The 20,952-nt window shown below is 59.7% G+C and carries 13 protein-coding genes; 2 read left to right on the top strand and 11 right to left on the bottom strand.

The genetic code is table 11. The annotated features are described in order from the left end of the window. The first annotated feature begins 318 nt into the window (after positions 1–318). Both JNN07_08390 and JNN07_08385 read left to right on the top strand, forming a co-directional pair. A complete protein-coding gene (locus tag JNN07_08390; protein ID MBL9167745.1) occupies positions 319–3,288 on the top strand; it encodes a c-type cytochrome in 2,970 nt (989 codons plus the stop codon). Positions 3,289–3,294: 6 nt separating this feature from the next. Then, complete coding sequence (locus tag JNN07_08385) at positions 3,295–4,233, top strand: ADP-ribosylglycohydrolase family protein (GenBank protein MBL9167744.1); 939 nt, start codon at positions 3,295–3,297, stop codon at positions 4,231–4,233. 630 nt (positions 4,234–4,863) lie between these two features. Here the strand turns inward: JNN07_08385 and JNN07_08380 are convergent. The 11 genes from JNN07_08380 to JNN07_08330 all read right to left on the bottom strand — a co-directional run bounded on the left by JNN07_08380 (position 4,864) and on the right by JNN07_08330 (position 20,931). After that, complete coding sequence (locus JNN07_08380) at positions 4,864–6,792, bottom strand: Rne/Rng family ribonuclease (GenBank protein MBL9167743.1); 1,929 nt, start codon at positions 6,790–6,792, stop codon at positions 4,864–4,866. Between the two features lie 42 nt (positions 6,793–6,834). Further along, complete coding sequence (rodA, locus tag JNN07_08375; GenBank protein ID MBL9167742.1) at positions 6,835–8,034, bottom strand: rod shape-determining protein RodA; 1,200 nt, start codon at positions 8,032–8,034, stop codon at positions 6,835–6,837. Further along, the gene (mrdA, locus tag JNN07_08370) at positions 8,031–9,962 is read right to left on the bottom strand and encodes a penicillin-binding protein 2 (protein ID MBL9167741.1); all 1,932 of its coding nucleotides are present in this window, start codon (positions 9,960–9,962) and stop codon (positions 8,031–8,033) included. Before mrdA ends, rodA begins: the two co-directional genes overlap by 4 nt. A 3-nt stretch (positions 9,963–9,965) precedes the next feature. Next, a complete protein-coding gene (locus JNN07_08365; protein ID MBL9167740.1) occupies positions 9,966–10,517 on the bottom strand; it encodes a hypothetical protein in 552 nt (183 codons plus the stop codon). Beyond that, the gene (gene mreC, locus JNN07_08360; protein MBL9167739.1) at positions 10,514–11,320 is read right to left on the bottom strand and encodes a rod shape-determining protein MreC; all 807 of its coding nucleotides are present in this window, start codon (positions 11,318–11,320) and stop codon (positions 10,514–10,516) included. The genes JNN07_08365 and mreC overlap by 4 nt, the downstream gene beginning before the upstream one ends. Positions 11,321–11,372: 52 nt before the next feature. Continuing rightward, complete coding sequence (locus tag JNN07_08355; protein MBL9167738.1) at positions 11,373–12,404, bottom strand: rod shape-determining protein; 1,032 nt, start codon at positions 12,402–12,404, stop codon at positions 11,373–11,375. Between the two features lie 227 nt (positions 12,405–12,631). Then, positions 12,632–13,828: an iron-containing alcohol dehydrogenase gene (locus JNN07_08350; protein ID MBL9167737.1), complete on the bottom strand. Its 1,197-nt coding sequence runs from the start codon at positions 13,826–13,828 to the stop codon at positions 12,632–12,634. Next, positions 13,794–14,099 carry an antibiotic biosynthesis monooxygenase gene (locus JNN07_08345; protein MBL9167736.1) on the bottom strand — a complete coding sequence of 102 codons (306 nt, stop codon included), beginning with the start codon at positions 14,097–14,099 and terminating at the stop codon, positions 13,794–13,796. Before JNN07_08345 ends, JNN07_08350 begins: the two co-directional genes overlap by 35 nt. Positions 14,100–14,268: 169 nt before the next feature. Beyond that, the gene (locus JNN07_08340; GenBank protein ID MBL9167735.1) at positions 14,269–19,662 is read right to left on the bottom strand and encodes a hypothetical protein; all 5,394 of its coding nucleotides are present in this window, start codon (positions 19,660–19,662) and stop codon (positions 14,269–14,271) included. A gap of 94 nt (positions 19,663–19,756) precedes the next feature. Further along, a complete protein-coding gene (locus tag JNN07_08335) occupies positions 19,757–20,446 on the bottom strand; it encodes a sulfite exporter TauE/SafE family protein (protein MBL9167734.1) in 690 nt (229 codons plus the stop codon). Beyond that, complete coding sequence (locus tag JNN07_08330; protein ID MBL9167733.1) at positions 20,446–20,931, bottom strand: FixH family protein; 486 nt, start codon at positions 20,929–20,931, stop codon at positions 20,446–20,448. The genes JNN07_08335 and JNN07_08330 overlap by 1 nt, the downstream gene beginning before the upstream one ends. Positions 20,932–20,952 lie beyond the last annotated feature (21 nt).

Below are 20,952 nucleotides of genomic sequence, written 5' to 3'. Positions count from 1 at the left end.
AAGGATAGAGCGTCGTGTGGAGTTAATCACCCCGCAGAGCAAGGGTGTGATTATTTGAGGGTGAGCCGTCGTCTTTTGTACGTAGTTCCGCCTTCAGGCGGTCCCCTAGGGCATGAGGAGCATGGGGGCGCTGGATCCTAGACTGGTGGGCTCATGTTTACGCCTCTTCCGCCTGAAGGCGGAACTCCATACGAACAACGATTGCTAGGTCCGCCGTTCGATAGTTCCCCGCCTCACCCGGAAAATAATCACCCCCTGCGCCCCGTCAGGCCCATTGAGCGTTGCCGTACCCGAAGTTCAAGGCTACACCTCTCGGCCATGAAACTCGGCCTGATCGCATTCCTTTGCCTGCCACTGTTGTGCCGTGCCGTGGTGAGCGAAGACTTACTGCCCCACCAATCGGAGTGGATCACGCTCTCGAGTCCCAAGGATCAAACGGCGGCTTCCTCCACTGCGCAAACCCATCACTTCCGACGCTCCTTCGTGTCCGGAGCCAATGTGGCGAAAGCCATCTTGCTCATCGCAGCCGACGAACGAGCCGAACTATGGCTTAACGGCACGCCGGCTGGACGCTGCGCTGGAGTCAGCAACGCCCTGAGCTTGGACGTCACTCGCTTACTCAAAACCGGCACCAATCTGCTCGCGGTCGAAGTTCAAGCGTCCAACCGTCCCCCCGCCCTTCGCCTGATGCTCGAGTTGGCGCTCAACGATGGCCGTCAACGATGGGTGGTCTCTGATTCCTCCTGGGCAGGCGGCCGGACCGCCCCCTCGCACTGGCAGCAACTCCCGGACGCCGATACGCCCGACTGGCAGCCCGCTATGAACCATGGGGCAACCGGGCTAAAACGCTGGGGCGATCCCTTCGCCGCCACCCGCTCGGTCGATGCCTACAACAGTTGGATGCTCGCGAAAGGGACCGGAACAGCGACGGATCCCCACACTTTCCAGGTCCTCCCGGGCTTCCAAGTGGAACTACTCCGCTCCGCCCTACCCGATGAGGACTCTTGGATCGCCCTGGATTTCGATCCTCAAGGGCGATTGGTCATCGCACGGGAGAAGCAGGGGTTGCTGCGCCTGACGCTCGGCTCCCAACGCGTAGAGCGAGTTCAAGTGATCGAAAACACCCTGAAAGAATGCCGCGGATTGCTACATGCCCACGGTTATCTCTTTGTGAATGCCAACAACGACAAAGGACTCTACCGACTGAGAGATGTCGACGACGACGGAGTATTTGAGGAGAAGAAGCTTTTGTTAGCCACGGAAGGCGGGGTGGGACACGGAAGAAACCAAATGACCTTGGGTCCCGACGGTCTCATCTACATCGCCCACGGCGACGATGTCGCCTTGCCTAAGGAGCTAGATCCAGCCTCGCCGTTGCAACGAATGCCCGATGACGTGCTCCTGCCCACCTCAACACCCTCAAAGGTCAGACCCACCGCTCGATATGCGCGGGTAGGACATGTGCTTCAAACGGATCAGGACGGCTCGTTCTTCCGGCTCTTTGCCGGAGGCCTAAGAAATCCGATGGACCTGGCATTCGACGCCCACGGACAGCTCTTCACCTACGATGCCGATATGGAACGCGACATCGGAGCCCCGTGGTACCATCCCACGCGGGTGTTAAACTTGGTCCCAGGTGGCGACTTCGGCTGGCGACGCGGGGAAGGCAACCTGCCTCTCTACAGTCTGGATTCCATCCCATCGGTCGTGGATATTGGGGTTGGTTCGCCCACCGGGGTTCAGTTTGGAACGCGGAGTGGATTCCCGGAAAAGTATCGCCGGGCGTTCTTCATTGCCGACTGGGCCTACGGACGAATGATCGCAGTCCATCCCAGATCCGATTCCGAAACCAGCGCCGCAACTTGGGAGGTCTTTCTCAGCGCGCGTCCCTTTAATGTAACCGATTTCACCTTCGGCAACGACGGGGCTATGTATGTCGTCACTGGAGGCCGGGGAACTCAATCAGGATTGTATCGGGTGAGTTCAACGGGTTCCCGCGACCCTCATGCCTCCCACGACCGCAAGGCCTCGCCGGAACCCTCAGCGGTCCTGCTCAGCCGGTTACTGCCGGCATCCCCGGCTTCACCGCGATCGTTGAACACCATTTGGAACGGCCTCGAGCACAGCAACCGTACCGTACGTTACACCGCGTTGCGGAAACTGGAGGAGTGGCCGATCCGCGACTGGAAAAGCCGTGCGCTAGGCGAACCCTCCATCCCAGTGAGGCTGGCCGCCTTATTGGCCATGGTGCGATGTGATGAGGGCTCAATTGATGAGGCATTGCAGCAGATCGCCCAGCTTCCTTGGACGGACCTGACGGAGCGCGATCGGCTGGATGCCCTCCGCGTGCTCAGTGCCGCGCTTGCTCGTCAGGGAGTCCCCGCACCCGCGCTCGCGTCGCAAATCGGAAACCGTCTCAATTCGGAATACCCAACTCCTTCTCGTTGGGTGAATCGCGAGATGGCTCGCATTCTCACCTTCCTACGGCATCCGGAAGTCCTCTCCAAGACTTGCGGGCTGCTCGCACGGACTCGACTGACGGATGACCTCGTGCATTTTTGCGCTCAACTTGCCCCTCTGGAAACCGAGTGGACTCAGAAGGATCGAATCGCTTTTTTCGAAGCCTTGCAGCGGGCGGAGCAAGCGCAGGGGGGACGGGACTATTATTCCTCCATCCATCGGTCCCGCAAGCGGGTCGCGGACCGGCTAGGCGTCGAGGATGCTCGCACACTTCAACCCTACCTAACGTCGCAAAGGCCCGTGGCACTCACCGCGGCGAAGCTGAGTTCGAGCCCAGTCCGGGGCGAAGGCCGAGATTGGAAGCTGGAGGATTTTGATCTGAGCTTTACTCAAGGCAGCCGCTCACGAACCTCAGGAGAACAGCTGTTCCAAGCGGCAGGATGCATGCACTGTCACCGTGCGGGCTCCGAAGGTGGAGACCAGGGTCCTGATCTCACATCCGTGGGACTCCGCATGGATCGACGCGCAATTCTGGAGAGTGTTCTGTTTCCCTCCCGAGCGATCGACGAAAAGTACCAGGTGACTCAACTCCAACTGAAGGACGGGTCCGAGGTCAGCGGAGTAATCGTTCAAGAAGACACCCGCCAGCTCGTCCTGGCAACCGGCTCCTCGGGTGAGTGGGAAGTCGAAGCGGCTCTGGACCAGGTCGTGAGCCGTAAGCTCAGTTCAGTATCGCCCATGCCCGAAGGATTGCTCAACGGATTCAGCCGAGATCAGGTGCTGGATCTGCTGGGCTTTTTGGAAGCCCCGGCCGACAAAATGAAATGAGCTGAGATGAACTCCAAACCCACCCCCGCATCAAGATCATTGCCCCCCGATCACGGGCTGCGGCTAGCGAGGGCGCTGCGATCCCTCGACGGTCTCTCCGTGGGGGACAGCCTGGGAGAGCGTTTTCTCACCGGCGAGGCCAGATTTGGCTTGAGCGGTGTCGAGCCACAAATCCCGTCGGGACCGTGGCGAGTCACCGACGACACAATCATGGCTCTCTCGATTGTTCGATGCCTTCAACGCCACGGGTTTATTCATCAGCAAACACTCGCCGAGGGCTTCTCGGCCGAATATCGCATCGACCCCTTGCGTGGTTACGGACGAGGCGCTCACACCGTTCTCACCGCCATCTCCAATGGCATGTCCTGGAACCAGGCGGCACGCCTCGTCTTCGAGGGGAAGGGATCGTGCGGAAACGGAGGCGCCATGCGCGCCGCTCCGGTGGGAGCCTATCTGCACGACGACGTTGATCGAATCATCGCCGAAGCCAGGGCTTCCGCTGAGGTCACCCACGCCCACCCGGACGGACAAGCGGGAGCCATCGCGGTGGCCTTGGCAGCTGGATGGATCGCAAACCAACCCAAGCTCAGCAGTGGATACGCTCTGATCGAGCATGTGCTCACCCATCTTCCCAAGACGGAAACGTTCGAAAAGCTGCAGGTAGCGCTGGAAGTCCCTTTCACCACCCGACCCGAAGCTGCGGGCGAACGGCTGGGAAACGGCTCTGCCGTCATCGCTTCGGATACAGTTCCCTTCTGTCTGTGGTGCGTGGCGCGTCATCCTAACAACTATGCACAAGCTATCTGGGCAACCATTGGCGGCTTTGGGGATATCGACACCAATTGCGCGATCGTTGGGGGGATCATCGCGTCGGGGAATCCGGCAGATGGGATTCCGCCCGCTTGGCTTGAGGCGCGAGAACGGATCGATATCGGAGGATCATAAACACCGGAATCCGTGCCCCGGGGTGGCTGAAAGACTTCACTTTCCCCAAGTAAGGCGTCTCCCAGTCAGTCTCACCCGCTCCAAAGTGCACCATGGATCGAGCACGACCGATTATTGCATACGTACGTACGAAATAATCGGTACGACGAGGTTTAGATTTCTGATTTTCACTCGAGCCGTGATCGGCCCTGGGGGATCGAATGGGGTGGGGCAGCGTGGCGGAGAGACGAGGGGGTGACGATCGTTTCGCGGCCCTCGCGAAGTGGCCCACATGTTATTCCAGGCCTGGGGCAGGAGTGGGCTCGACGAGATCAGAACTATCACCTCAAGCGGATCCATCCTCGATCAAGTCCCTCCCTACCCCCCTTGGTGACCATAGGGGGCAGGGCGAGATCTGACCGATTATTTAGCACGTACGTATGGAATAATCGGTCGTCCGGGGTAGCTACAGTTTCAGGCCCGTATCAGGATTGGGGGTAGCGGAAGATACGGTTTTCCCATATCTCCAAGTTAAGATGGCTTCCTGACTGAGAACATCCGAGGACCCACCCTTCTCCATCCCGAACACAAAAAAGCTGCTGCCGGCCTGCGCCAACAGCAGCTTTTCGAAGATTTGGGTCGAGAAATCCCTCAGCTGGAGTGAATCTCTTGATTCGTCACGGCGTTGTAGATCTTGAACTCCTCGGCATGCAGTGAGGGCTCAGGACGGAACGACAGTTTTCCGAAATACTTCTTCTCCATCTCAATGAACAGCTTCTCGTCCTCATTGCGCAACCGCTCGAGGACGTTGGGATGCACGTTGATCTTGAGCTGAAAGTCCGACTCGTCGCGATGCCGCTTCTTCAAAATCTCACCCAGCTTGCGCTGAATCTCCACGCTCATGGTGAGCGCGCTCTTCACCTTGCCCCGACCTTTGCAATACGGACAGTCCTCATAAACCGACGCATGCACACTCTCGGTGTGCCGCTGCCGGGTCATCTCCATCAGCCCCAGATCGGAGATCGGAAGGATATGGGTCTTGGCACGGTCGCGTCGGAGACCTTCCTTGACCTTCTGATACACCTGACGGCGGTCGCGCGGATGCTTCATGTCGATGAAGTCCAAGACGATCAAACCACCGATGTTCCGAAGGCGGAGCTGACGGCAGATCTCCTCCGCCGCCTCCAGATTAACCTTAAGGATGGTGGACTCCTGATCCTTGCCACCCTTATGGCGTCCCGTATTGACGTCGATAGCCACCAACGCTTCGGTTTCATCCACCACCAGATAGCCACCGCTCTTCAGGTGGACCTGACGTGAGAAGGTGTTCTCGAGCTGTTTGGTGATGCCGAACCGATCGAAAATCGGCTGCGGCTCGGTGTAAGGCTTGACCTTATCGGCCGACCGACGGCTGATTTTGTTGATCATCCCATTGATCCGGCCGAACTGGATCTGGCTGTCCACCACGATACGCTCCACGTCTTCTGTGAGGAAGTCGCGGACCGTTCGCTCGATCAGGTCAGGCTCCTGGAACACGCAGGTGGCGGAGTTCTGGCTCTTGATGCGCTCCTGGATCCCATTCCATTCCTCGAGCAAAAGGGCCAGGTCCCGAACAAAGTACCGCGCCTGCTGGCCCTCACCGGCAGTCCGAATAATCACGCCCATGCCATCGGGGATCGAGAGGCTGCGCAGGATTTTCTTCAGCCGTTGGCGCTCCTCGTTGTCCTCGATCTTGCGCGAAATGCCTGACTGATCCGAATTGGGGAGCAATACCAGGTAGCGACCCGGCAGCACGAGATTGCCCGTGATCCGAGGTCCCTTGGTGCCAATGGGTCCCTTGGTCACCTGGACAATGATGTCGCTTCCGGGAGGATAGAGACGGGGGATGTCCTTGTGAGTGATCCGAGGCTTGTCCCGCTTGCGGTTGTCGCGCTCCACCACTTCCACACCGCTGTCGAAGTTGTTCGGAACGATATCCCAGTAGTGAAGGAAGGCGTTCTTTTCGAACCCGATATCGACGAAGGCGGCCTTGAGTCCATCCTCAAGGTTGCGGACCTTGCCTTTGTAAATGCTCCCGACCAGACGCTCGGTGGTGGTGCGCTCGATCGTAAACTCGTCCAGTTTTCCTTCAATGAGCACCGCGACGCGAATCTCCAGCGATTCCGCGTTGATGATGATTTCCTTGTGAGACCGCTCCTTAGGCTTGATCAGGCGGGTCACCGCATTGAAGACCTTGGAGGCCGCCGCCTTGATGGCCGAAATGATGCCATCCGGTTTGGGATCGGGTACTGGAACTGGCACGTAGGCCTCTTCCGGCGGGGCCGGAGGCGGAGGGGTGGCTTTGCGATTGGCTCGCGGCCCGCGATGAGGATGCGCGGACTCTTCCTTTTCCTGGGCAGGTCCACCCTCAGCCGGCAAGCCCGCGGCGAGATTCTCGCTGCGCTCGATCTCCTTGGCATATCGATTCGGATCGTAGACGTGCTCAGCCTCGCCCGAGGTGCTGGCCGCGAGTTTGGCTTCGGGATTGGGCCGATCCTGCCCCTTGTTCGGATGCTTCTTCTGGCCAGGTCGGAAATGCATTCCGCCCCGTCGCCTTTTTGAGAAGTTCTTGTCACTCATGTGTCAGTAGTTTCTTCGGTAGAGATGAATATTTTGCAATACACCCGCCGCGATCAACGAGCAGAGCACTGAGGATCCGCCTGAACTGAGCAGCGGCAGTGGGACTCCCGTCACGGGCATAATGCGAATGTTCATGCCGATATTAATAAAAACCTGGCTAAACATCAGGGTCACAACCCCGACCGCCAGGAGCCGCCCCAGGCGATCGCGCGCCTGGGCTGCGGTACGAATTCCGGTAAAGAGCACAATCGAATAGAGGGAGATCACGAGGATGCTCCCCAAAAATCCCTTCTCCTCGGCAATCACAGAGAAGATGAAGTCGTTGTGCGCGACGGCTCGGGGAAGGTAACCCAGGGTGATTTGTTGCCCTTGGCCCCAACCTTTTCCGAACCAACCGCCTGAACCCACCGAAATGAGCGCCTGCTCTGCATTGTACGAATGGGCCCGTTGCTCCCGACGCAGGCGCGCTCTCTCGGCAGCAGGGGCATTGGCGGCAAAATCGATTCCAAAGTACACCAGCAGCCGCCGCCGCTGATATTCCTCCAACTTGAACTGCCATTGGGGTGGGGCGAACAGAATGTCGATCAACAGCAACACGATGAGCGTCACCCCGACGCCCACCAACCGAGCCAGCCACTTGGCCGGGGTCCCCGCCGCCCAAAGCATTCCGAAGCCGACGGGTAAGAACAACAAAGCGGAGCCAAGGTCCGGCTCCTTCAGGATCAATAGAAACGGCAGCAGCATCAGCCCGATCGCCCGCCAGAAAACCACCGGCTGCTTGAGCTCGTCAATCGGCCGACTGAGATAGCTGGCCATCATGAAGATGAACGCGATCTTGGCGAACTCCGAAGGCTGGATCTGCACCGGACCAAAATCGATCCAACGCCGAGCCCCGTAGACCTCCTTGCCCACCAGAAATACCGCCACCAAGAGCAGGATGCTGCCCCAGTAGGCGACAATCGCCCAGCGGCTCAGCAGACGGTAGTCAAAGCAGCAAATCACAGCCCCAGCCGTCAGCCCCACCAGCCCGTAAATCATGTGCCAGATCCCTGGCTGACGAAACCAGGGTCGGGAGCTGAAGATCTCGTTCGATGCGGTCGCACTGTAGATGAAGGCCGATCCAACGGCAATGAGCGCCAGCACAGCGAAGAGCTGAAGCCAGTCGACCCTCGGGCGCGATTCTTGATCAAAGTTTCCGATCATCCTTCAGGAACAGTTGAAGGTCTACTCGAACTGGCGGTCGGCGAGGCTGTCAGGTCGCGCTTGCGCAACGCTAGAAACACCTCCTTGGCGATCGGCGCACACGTGTGGCCGCCCGAAACGCCGCTCTCCACCATCACGATGACCACATAACGCGGATCCTCGTAAGGGCCAAACGCCGCAAACCAGGTGGTGTGGTCCACCACCCGACCCTGCGGGTTGGTAACTTCCGCAGTGCCGGTCTTCCCACAAACTCGGAAGCCCGGTATGCGCGCGCCCTTCCCGGTACCGTCTTCCTCGACATCCGCGCGCATCGCATCCCGGATCAACTCGAGGGTTCGCTTGGAAACATTCAACTCGTCCCGCACACGCCCGCGCTTGTAAGTCCAAGCCTCGCCGGAGAGCAGCGGATCCTGGGGAACCAGCTTATCCACCAAGCGCGGCCACAAAACCTTTCCGCCGTTGGCAATGGCGGCGGTCATCACCGCCATTTGCAGAGGGGTCACCGCTACCTGCCCTTGCCCGATGCACAGGTTCGCCGTCTCGCCGTCATGCCAGACGATAGGATCCTCGCCCGGGCGAGGCAGGATCCCGGATGTCTCTTGACCCGGCAGCGGGATCCCGGTGGTTTCCCCCAAGTGCAGTCGACGGCTAATTTCCAGAATGCGGTCCACCCCGGCGTGGATGCCATTGCTGATAAAATAGGTGTTGCTGGAGTGGATGAACGCCTTCTTGAAGTCGTACTCGCCTGCGGGTGCGGTATCCTTGATCCGACGCCGTCCTACGAAGATATGTCCCGCGCTCTGCAAGGTCTGATGCGGGTCGAGTCCCGCCTCCAGGCAAGCCATCGCAGTGATGATCTTGAAGATGGATCCCGGCGCGTAATTCTCCTGAATGCACCGGTTGATCTGGGGACGCAGCTTCGGATCGCTGAGCATTTCCCAGTCGGCCTGGCTAATCCCGGGAATGAACCGATTGGGATCAAACGAGGGGGCTGACGCCAAGGCCAGGATGTCGCCATCGCGACAATCCATGACCACCACCGCCCCGCGCGTGTAGTTCATCGAGGCTTGCAAGCCGCGCTCAGCAGCGCGCTGAACATCCAAATCAATGGTGAGAACCACGTTCGTCCCCGGCTCAGATTCCACCCAGGTGCTCTCCGACTGCCGATAGCCCAGATTGTTCACCAATACGGATTTAACCCCAGCCCGACCACACAGCGTGGAATCAAAGGCGCGCTCCACCCCGACCCTGCCCCGGAAATCCGGCAGGCGAAAATCATACTCGGCATCCTCGCCCTCGCGGGATTGGTTATCCCGACGCAAGTAGCCCAGCAAATGCGCGGCCGTGGTCGCATAGAGATAAAATCGCATCGGCTGTACATCCAGATCCAAGCCCGGGGGAATGACCGGCTGCTCCTGGAAGCGGGCGATTTGTACGGGATTGAGCTGATTGGCTAGGGTCAAGGGCAGCGCCAGTTGTCCGTTGTAATGCCGAACAAATTCGTCGTAAGTGACGGCCATCGGCTGATTGAGCACCTGGCTGAGGTTGTAAACCAAATTGCTTACCACCCGATACCGGATCATCGACTCGAAGACCACGCGCTCCTCGCGTGTCTTGGGCCGTTCCGCACGGCTGCGCTGATACTCCGCTTTAAACAGCTTCGGCAACTCCTCCAAATACAGACTCACCCGGTAGTTGGGATAGTTATCCGCCAACGCCCTTCCCTGGCGGTCAAGTATCTTGCCGCGGGCCGCGGGAATTCGAACCGTACGGTAGGCCTGTGCCCGCTGATTCTCGACAAACTTTTGGGAGGTGATGACCTGGACGTACCAGAGGCCGGCCATCAGCACGATCATGCCCACCAGCACCACCCCGGTAAGCAGCCGAAGCTGCGGGTCATCCTTTTTGAGTTGGTCAAAGACGAGCATGGCTTAGGAGCGACCTCGCTTGATCTCCCGGTTCGGCCGGGCGATGGACTCGGGCAAGGTGTCGTAGCTGAGCTTGCGAATCCACCAGCCAAAGAAAGCAAACCACAGGGGCGTCACAGCGGCACCCACCAGGGCTACGACAATCCACTGCCACAAGGCCCCCCAACCGATCATGGGCACACGCGCCGTATTGAGCAATAGCAGCAGGACCACCAGCGGCGCACCCGCGCTGGCCGCCAGTCCGATCATGAATTGCGCATACGTTTGATCGCGTAGAATCAAACCCCGGTAGCGCTCGATAATCAGCGCAATGACGAAAAGCGGAAAGATGGAGATCCCCAGCGGATTCGAGGACAGGGCATCAAAGCACAAGCCACCCAGCACGGCAACGGCGCTGCCCAAGCCCAACCCCGTTGTCAGAGCCGCATAGACCACGAGGCTCGGCAGCAGATCAGGCTGGGCGCCGATCAAGTTGCGAAAACCCACCAGAGTCGATTGGCAGAACACCGCCAGGAAGGTGGCGCAGAGAACCAGGATGCTGTTGAGGGTGTTCATGGAAAAAGAACGAAAACCTCCTCCAAGGTATTCAGCCGCGCCGCCAGACGAACACGCGCCTCAAGATGCAAGCCGAATTGCACGGTGCGGACATCGGCGATCTGCCCCACTAAAATGCCTTGGGGAAACAAATTCGCGAGCCCGCTCGTCAAGACCTGGTGCCCCGACTTGAGGGCGCTATTGCTCGAAAGATACTTGAGATCCACGATGGTGTTATCGATCGGCCCGGTGTCCGCCGGGGCGATGACCCCGCAATCGCGAGTCTCCTTGACGATGACGGGCACCCGGCAATCAGGATCTCCGAGCAGGACCACGGTCGAATGCGAATAGCCCACTTCGGATAGCCGACCCACTAAGCCGTCCGAACACACCACCGGCAGGTGGTTGGTCAAGCCATCGCGCGTGCCCAAGTTTATCCGGATCGTCCGCCACCAATTGGCCGGATCCCGGCCCACGACCTTCGCCAGCTTGAATTTCCATGGATACTGCCGGGAGAGACCCTGGGCATCGCGCAGGCGGGCATTCTCGCGGGCCACTTCTTCCCACTGCATGGCCTTCAGCCGATGCTGCTGCAGCTCCTCCTGGAGCTGTTCGATCTGACGTTGGAGTTCAGGCCGCGGAGTCAGGGCAGCCGTGCTTCGATCCGCGAGGCTTTGCGCGGAGCTGGCGATTCCGAAGAGGGGGAGAAACAGTCCGCCGAGGGCGCGTTTGAGCCTGGTCCTGGCCCGTTCCGACTGCCCGACAAGCGCCAGGCCGGCGAGAAGGATCAGCACAAACACCACGTAATGTGACCGCTTAAGCATCGTTGCACCCGATGCCCGAGCAGGCTCCAAGGCCTCTCAGGCAGGGCGAACGCTACAGCTTGCTGGAAGAGGAAGTGACGCGCTTGAGGAATTGAAGCTCCTGGAGCACCCGGCCGGTCCCTTCGGCAACGGCGCTAAGTGGATCATCCGCAATATGCACGGGCAACCCGGTCTCTTCCGAGATCAGACGGTCGATCCCACGCAGTAAGGCACCCCCGCCGGCCACCACAATCCCCCGATCAACCAAATCGGCAGATAATTCCGGTGGACAGCGTTCCAAGGTAATGCGAATGGACTCCAGAATACTTGAAAGCGGCTCTTGCAAGGCCTCGCGAATCTCCTCCGAGCGTATAGTTAACGTCTTTGGTAGCCCGGAACTCAAATCGCGACCCTTAACATCTAGCGTCAGCTCTTGTTCCATCGGAAAAGCGGATCCTACACGGATCTTGATCTCTTCCGCTGTTCGTTCGCCAATCATCAAATTGTAGGCTCTCTTCATGTGCGCCACGATCGTCTCGTCAAACTCATCCCCGCCCACCCTCAGGCTGCGGCTGAACACAATGCCGGCAAGGGAGATGATGGCAATTTCACAGGTGCCCCCGCCGATATCGACGATCATGTTGCCCGCCGGTTCATGCACCGGCAGACCACAGCCAATGGCCGAAGCCATAGGCTGTTCAATTAAGTAAACCTCGCGCGCTCCAGCATGTGTCGCCGAGTCTTTTACCGCCCGCTTTTCCACCTCGGTGATTCCAGACGGGACAGCGACCACCACGCGGGGCGCGATCAACTTTCGATGATGAACGCGTTGAATGAAATGACGGAGCATCGCTTCGGTAATCTCGAAATCTGCGATGACACCATCCTTCATGGGCCGAATGGCCACGATATTTCCCGGGGTTCGGCCCAACATCCGCTTGGCTTCCTCACCAACCGCCAGAACGTTGGTAGTGCCAGCTTGAATGGCCACGACGGAAGGCTCTCTCAGAACGATGCCTTGATCGCGTACGTAAACAAGAGAGTTCGCCGTGCCGAGGTCGATGCCAATGTCGTTGGAAAACAGGCTTTTAACTTGTGCGAACATGAATTGTGCCTAGCACATCCGCAAATTAGGGGTCCCCTCCTCTAGCGGTCAAGTTTATTGGCGTGAAAAACTGGCGATTTCCTTGCCCGCCAAGCAGAAAGGGAAGGGATACCATCCCCGAGTTCCCTGAACGATTGAATCAGAAAGCCCGAAACCAGGTTCCAAGCCGCGTTCAATCCTTGGATCCTTTTGCTCCGCTCGAAACCTCCAGGTTGGCCAGCAAAACCTTACCAAGAACGATCCAGGACCGCTTTCAACTCAACCGAGGTCAGGGGGATAGGATTCGCTTTCATACTACTAGCTACCAAGGACTTATCGATCAGGGTAACGAAGTGTTCGTGACGAACTCCGAGGTCGCGCAATCGAGGCAAGTGCAGCGCAGAGGTTAAGTGTCGCACCCAAGTCACACACGCATCAGCGGTCACATCTTCCTTACCCACCAGCAAGCGGGCGATGTAACGAAAGCGCGAAAGGCTCGTGCTATTGGGGGCTCTTAACCGCAAGGCTTGAATGTTCGTTTCCATGACCGATGCCAGGAGGGCGGAACAAACTGCCCCATGTGGAGCGCCGCACAGGCCGCCGATCGGACTTGCCAGCCCATGAACCGCGCCCAGACCGGCATTGGCCAGCGCCAAGCCGCTCTGCAGGCTCGCGAGGGCCATGTCCTCCCGGGCCGCGGCGTCGTTGGGATGGGCACACGCCTTCTCGAGGGAACGCGCCACCCGGCGAATCCCATCCAGGCAAAACCCATCCGTCAGTGGATTCGCACGACAGGACACGTACGGTTCGATGAGCTGGGTAAGCGCATCAAGCCCGGTCATCGCAGTGAGCGTGGGGGGAAGGTCATAGCTCAGCTCAGGATCCACCAAAGCCACCTGGGGCAGCAGAAACCGCCCACGCAGACTCACCTTCAGCTGGTGCTCCGTGGCCGTCAGCACGGCATTGCGTGTCACCTCCGCCCCGGTGCCCGCAGTGGTGGGAATCGCGATGCAGGGTGCCGCCGGAACCGTCAAGGGCTGGGCCCGGCCCACGACTTCCAGATAGTCCATGGGATCCCCCGGATTGGTGAGCAACACCGAAACCGCTTTGGCGGCGTCAATCGCGCTGCCGCCACCAAAACCGATCACCACGGAGGCACCAAACCTGGCCGCCCGCTCCCGAGCGAGCAAAACCTCAGCGACGGTCGGTTCTCCCGCCAGGGGAAAACGATCACATTCCAGCTGAGCAGCGCTCAACTGCTGAAGCAGACGATCACCACGCAGACCGTTCTTGCCCGTGATAACAAACGCTCGGTTACCATACTCGCGAACCAGCGCGGGCAACTCGGCGAACACACCGCTCCCGAAGAGAATTCGCGAAGAAGTGCCGAATTCAAACCGGAGCGGCTTGTCACCAACCAGCGTCGTTGGGGTAGAGGTTGCCATATTTTACCGAAGTCCGCGGCTCAGCCATCATCGAAGCCACCGTGTCACGCCAGGCAAGGTAATGAGGGGTCAGCTTATGGGCTGCCGGAGCATCCTCGTTACGATACGCCTCGACCAGAACAAAACGAGTCGGGTCGTCGAGTTGGCGAACCACATCAAACCGAGCAATCCCAGACTCCTGAAGGCTGGCCTGCGCATTCGCGACTGTCGCCTGGATGAATGCATCCAAGCATTCAGGCTTCACCCGAACGTGAACGTGAACGACGAGCATGGCGAGAGACTAACGCGCCTCCCGCTTCGGGGAGAAGCGAGAATTTCGCAGGAATGTCAGGGGGTGAGTGGAAGCGGGCGACTGAGGGGCGGGCGCTCCGCGCGACGAGGTAGGGCGAGAGTCTCCCCCTACCCTTCCATAGGATCTCGCGAAGCGCCCTGATATAGGCTCAACGCAAACGGATCAGCCGAAACCATCGGTGCTGATCCACGACCGGAATGACGACCCGTTGAAGAGTCGCGCTCTCGAGGATCTCGACTTCCACGGGAAGCCACGCGATCTCCTGGGCGGCAGGGGAGATGCCACCGGCCGCCTGAACGGAATAGGTGCCCCCGGTCTTCGGCCATTCCAACACCACTTGGTTCCCACTGCGGTGGATCGTGAGTCGGGGAAGATCCTCCACCGCAAAGTTCATGTTCCCTGCCTGACCGGTGATCACCCGCGCGGCCGGAGCGAAGGTCCATCCAGGATACACCGCCCGCACCGTGGCACCCACCGGCGCTCGGTGAAGCGTGTAGCGACCTCGCGAATCGGTGACCGCCTGATCCAAGGGGCGCCATTGAGTATCCCAAAAACCCATAAAGCTTCCCCGAATCAAAGTATCGCGGTCCTCGGAAAACAACCGCAGCAGGGCCGGACCGTCATTCTCAAAATACAAAAGCCGAAATGGGTGAAGCCCCGGTGACAACTGCACCGCTCTGCCCGTCGATTGCCGCACACCTGGGTCTTGATGGGATAGCACTTCCTCCCCATCAACCTCGAGACGGGCCCCGCCATCCGATTCCAAACGCAACGGAATGTTGCGAGTCCCAAAAAAGGGCGGAACCAAAGCCACTTCAATGGTGCCAGAGACTTCCAGGGCAAACGAGTCCACGGGGCCGCCGGGGTAGAAGGCTCCCAGGCCTGGATCGAAGTCGATCTGGGATGCGATCATCAGGTGGATCAAAGGCTGATCCAAAGGAATCTCTTCTACGGAACGCAGATCCCCGGTCCATCCACTCTCCACGCGAATCCCGGGCACGCCCACCAACCCGCCGCTCACCACTCCACCCACCGATCCCGCCCGAACCTCCGCGCGGAACGACGCAGTCGTCGAGAGGCCATCAGGATCCGTCACCACGATTCGAACCTCACTGATCCCCACCTGACCGGGCTCCGGATTCAGCACCGCGCTCCGCTTCACTCCCGCACCAGACAGCTGAATCCGCCCAACCGGAAACAGCGAGGGCACACTGGGCTCGACCGACACCACCAACTGATCCAGCGAACTCTGACTGTCGCCTATCTCAAACTCGACAAACACGGGAGAATCCACGGCCACGGCGGGGGGATCGGAAATCTGGGAAAGGGTCGGCGGCGATCGGCGGCTCGTAAAGTCGATCCCTTGCTGTGGTGGAGTGACCCTCACCTGCATGGGGGTGAATGACCAATTCTCGAATAACGCACGCACCAGCGCTCCCGGCGCAACGAGCCCCAAAGCGTAACCACCGTCGTTTCGCGTCAAGGTCGAGCCTCCTGCCACCCACCCGGCGTCTACCCACTTCGCGGATACCAAGCCGGTGAGCGAAGCCCCGGTCAGACCGAACTCCAACAAAGGCTCCGAGGTGGTGGAGAAGGATTGGATCCTCAACCGATGAATACCCCCCGACAAACCAACCCGGCGGTTCACACTCCGGGAATCATGGATTCCGTCATTGTCCAGGACGAGTCGGTTGTCCACGAACACCCGGGCCCCATCGCGGCTGGTGACGCGAAAATCCACGTCGACGAGGGGATTGAATATCGAGCCGAACGGCACCTGTATCAGCGTGTCAAACTCCACCGCAAAGTCACGGGTCGGACTTCCAGGCGGAAAGGAAACGTCGGGGGCCGGCAAGCGAATCTGAGTTCCAAAGGTTGTCAACCAAGGAGCGTTGCTGAAATTCACTTCATCCAACGATCGCGCTCCCCCCGCCCACCCCCATTGCACTTCAGCGTCCGGCTGACCAACCAGTCCATCCGTGACCCGACCTTCGACAAATCCGCCGGCGGCGGTCAGGTACTGTGCCCTGATTCGGTCGGCGGACAGGGCTGCCGGATGGACGATCCATTCGTCCAGGAGAGCGGGGGTCGTGGCGGGAACGAACTTCGAAGCTCCCAGATAGCAGCTCAGTGGGCCGTCGGGCACCAGCGAAGGCAGGTAGCCCGCGCCCGCGATTCGGCCATCGAGGTAGGCCCGCACCTGAACCTCTCCCAATTGGGGACTGTGAACGATGGCGATGTGGTGCCATCCGGATGGAGGCACCTGGAGATGCGTGTCGAAGCGAAGAACCGCATTGGCCAGCGTGTGGTTCTGGATGGTGATCTGCCCCTGCGCATCCATGGTGATTCGAAAGAGGGTGCCGAGGGCAGCGTCCGCTCCCAACAGGACCGTGCCCTGCCCCAAGGTATCCGTTTTGACCCAAGCGCTCAGGGTAAATGCCGAGGGCGGCACGAAACGGTTCACCTCCACACGACTGGTTCGGTTGGTGAGCAGCAGGGTCCTGCCGTGCCCGGCAAACGCACCCACGGCTTGGAATCCCATTTGATGATAGCTCCCGTGCCGCGAGTTCCCGGAAATGTCCAGAGCCCGGGAACAGTCTTCCGCATCGTCGAACCGATAGTAAACCATCGGGCTGTCCGCCAGGACTTCGGAGGACAGCGGCCTGACCGCATCTAGAACCACCCAGTCGGGACCATTGATTCGGCGCCCATGCCGGCCAGCCACCGACTCGACCACCCCGATCCCGGACGCCGCATCCAGATGCCAGCAAGCGAGCAGGCCTGGTGTGGCGCCGTCGAGTCGACGATGCAAATCGCTCCGAATCTCCGTTTCAGTCCGAGCGCGACTCCAGATTCGGACTTCATCCAGGTCCCCCCGGTACAGTCCAACCAGTTGCTCTCCTTGCAACGCAGCCCCCAGCACCAGATCAAAACGTCCCGGCGTGAACGGGGTCATGCCCGTCTTAAACGCCTCCTGAACCCCGTTTCGGAAGATCTTCATAAAGTTGCCGCTGCGACTGGCGACCATGGCGAAATGCTGCCATGAGCCCGCTAGCTCGACCGGCGGCCGATAGGCGAGGCGGCCTTCCGTCAGGATGTTTCCAAAGTCCCAATAGACATTACCATCGACCCATGGCGAATGGATGGTGATCCGATTGATGGAGGACTCACCATTAACCGCCAAAGCCACCTGCTCGCTCGCGGATCCAACCTTCTGCCAGAACTCGATGGTCACTTCATCCACCGGCGTCACGCTGCCGAATTCGGGGACCCGAACCGCGTCGTCCTGACCGTCGAAACGCAACACCTGTTCATGCCCCTCTTCCTCGTAAGCCGAGCGCGCCAGATCCCATTGGCCGTCTCCTTGAGGATCATGGCAGGCGATCCAGACTTGGGCACTGGGCAAGCCATGTTCAGCTCGGAACCGCAGCAGCGCCTTCTGAAGATGGACGTTCTGCAGTGCGTTCACAGGAGCCGCGAACGCATACACCCCAGTCAAAGGATCGTTCGTTCCCGGCCGGCAGGCATTCGCTCGGATGCTCGCGTTCAGCTCCGCACACACGAGTGGGCCCTCGGCCCACGAGCCCGCGCGGGTCGTGATCACCCAGTTGGTGCCCAGGGGATCGATCACCTCCGTCGGATGATTGCTCCGCCTCAGGGCACAGGCGAAGTAGTGAACCTCCTCGGACTGACGCGCTTCCCAACGGCCGGTATTCCCATTCATGATCGCCGCATTCCTGCCATGGGCCGAGCCGCCTAGGGCGTTTTCCGGTTGCCCGGGCGCCCAACTCCAAACCAAGGCCTCAATCCTCCGGTCCGGGGGATTGCAGACTTCAGGGCCAGCCCCAGGGCACTGAGCCGTGTCCTCCTGCGCGTGGAGCATGTCCAGGCTGAGCTCAGGAATGTTGAACCGAATTCGATCCGCCAGTCCCGCCGCGGTCAAGTAACCCGAGGGTTCAAACGGGTCAAAGGCGGACCTGGTTTCATACTGGCCAGGGATGTCGACGGAAAGCACCGGACCGATACGCTCCCCGGCCGCGATGGCCACCCAGTTGGTTCGGTCGGGCGCAAAGTTCAACGCCCGAAACGACCCCAGGCTGGGAGAGGGAACGCCCGTCCAGATGATATCCGACCCATGATCATAGCTCCCCTTCACCAGCACCCGCTTGCCCAGTTCCCGCAACGTCTGAGTGCTGGGCCATTGACTGTTGGGATCGATGCTCGTCAGTCCCCAAGGGGGGTTGCCGGGTCGCGCTCGGTAAACAAGATCGCCCAGATACGCCTCGAAGGGAGCAATGAACTCAGCGTGGTGGTCATTGTCCGAACGATCCTCCAGAGATATGAGGATCACTTCATTCGTGTGCGAGCGCAGCCACCGTGCGATCTCCTTGATCGCGTTGGAGAGAAACCGATCGGCGAGCCCGGCGCCGTTGTGATTGGATTCCGCATGGGAGAGTCGGAGCCGCCCCGCAAACCAATGCACATCCAGACTCACATAGCGCGACCCGAGATTCAGCTGGTCAGTCAGGGACCACTTCTGGTTCGGAGCGACGTAACCATCCGCGGTGTTGTTGAAGGCATTGTGAGTGCCGAGGCGCGAATACCAATTGAACGGTTCGAACCTTGCCAGGTGCTCCTGGTTCTGAACCGCCCAGTGGGTCCAAGTCCGAAGAAAGGCGGCCGGTTCGACTTGATGCCGCGTGTCATTGACACACACAGCGCCCGCCGGAGGGTCGGTGAAGTCGTGAATCACGTCCGCCAAACTGGTAAAGAAGGCGGCGTTCACCACGAAAAACCGCTTTAAGCTGGCGAGTGAGGCTTGGAAGTCGTCCAGGTTCACCGACACTCCTGATTGAAAATTGGGGAACTGAAAGCCGGGTCTCAGCCCCGGGATGCCGCGGATCGCCGGCGGAAACTGAACAAGGACGCGATCCACCTGCGCTAGAAAGGCATTCAAATCACGAGGTGCCGACCAGCCAGGCCGGCCAAAGTCCGGCAGCCAGTTGAAGGTGGTGGAAGGGATGCCGGGAACATTGATCTCGCAATTGGAGGGAACGATCGGGATGACGGCAGGCACCACACATCCCTGACCGGCGATGAACCACCCCGGCAATTTCGAGGGTGGAATCGCATAGCAAACTCCTTCGACAACAGTCCCCACGCACACCGAGGACAGAAAATCAGCCGCAGTCAGGTTGTTGAACCGCTGCTGAAAAGCTGGCCAATCGACGTTGATCAACTTGGCCGCTAGGGTCATATCAACCCGGTTCAAGTTCGCCCACTCGGTGGCATTGAAGCGGACCGGTGGCAGCCGCCGAAACCCCGTCGCCTGCAAACCCCGATCAGCGAACAGGTTCCCGTTCTCCCAGAAGAAGTCGGTCAAACAGCTGCAGGGGGGTTCCCCTTCGCCTCCGCAGGCCCAAAGACCTTGAGCCAGAGCTTCCCGCGGGCACAATCCGAGCAGGAGCCAGACTGAAACGATGGCCCAGAGGACGCGACTTGGGCCGAGAAATCCGCTCACCGAGACTGAGGATGGCTTCATACACCCCCCTTCTAACGGAACTAATCGCGGAGGTTTCGCGGAATCAACAAGCGTCCGGTCCGGGATGCCGGATGTGGATAAGTCCGGCAGGCTGCTAATGGCAACTGTGGCAACCCGTCAGCGCATGGCTGAGGTCGGGACTCAGATACGGAATCCCCAGACCCAATCCCCGAAGAATCAACAGCGTTCCCATCAACACCAAACAAGCCGGAACCACGCTCTGAAGCCGCAATCGAAGCCCGATGGGCAGGGAGCGGCCGGCCAAACTGATCGAAAGCATCATGGGAACTGTCCCAAGGCCGAAGAGCGCCATATAGGCCATCCCCTCCACCACACTCCCGGTCGAAACCGCTCCCCCGCAAGCCACATAGACCAACCCGCAGGGAAGAAGTCCGTTCAAGGCCCCCATTGCAGCGAGGGACAGGGGCGTGCCCTGCTTCAAAGAACGCGCGAGCGACGACTTGACCCACCCTATCCAACGTCCAACACCGATGCTCCACGGGGCTAACTGGGTAGTGAACACCGCGATAAGCATGAGAGATCCCAAACCGATGGACAGTCCCTGCTGGACTCCGGCCAGCGCCAAGGTCTTCCCCAGCACCCCCCCCAGCAAGCCCAGGCAGAGATACGTGGCGATCCGTCCCAGCTGATTTAGAATTCGACCCAGCAGAAACGCCCGTCGGGACACCGAGGAGGCTGGCAACGCCAGAGCGATGGGGCCGCACATGCCGGCGCAATGCAGGCTACCCAACAAACCAAGCAGGAATGCGGTCCAGAGTTCCATCAGGAGGTCTTGGGAGGAATCACCACCGACTCTTCATGGGAGTATGTCTCGCCGAGCAACTCCCAAGCGAGCCGGAGTTTCCACAAACCCGGTTTGAGTCCGGGCACATCCAACACCTGCCTAGCCGAGGCATCGAAGGAGAGCTCCAGCGTGCGATCCAGCTGGGCGTCGGACGGCCTATAAAGGTGAACCGTGCCCTTGGAGGCCGTGCGGGTGGCCGGAGGCAGGCTGATAATGAGCTGCTCTGGCCGCGGCGTATACTGCACAGAAAAGGTCCCGGGCAGCGCCTGGGCCCGCTGGGCGGAGTCGATTCGCTTCTGATACCTCAACTCCTCCTCGTAATAATCGTGCCGGACCAGGTCCATCGGCTGGCGTGTGGCAAACATCACGAAGGCGACGACGCACCCGATGAAGATCACAAAGAAACCAATGATGGCCCAGGGCCAAGGATTCCACGACTTCGAAACCGAATCATTCGCGCTCATAAATCAAAATTCGTTGACCCA

It is taken from the genome of Verrucomicrobiales bacterium (assembly GCA_016793885.1).
Lineage (GTDB): Bacteria > Verrucomicrobiota > Verrucomicrobiia > Limisphaerales > UBA11320 > UBA11320.
This window is presented reverse-complemented; position numbering and strand designations above follow the sequence as displayed.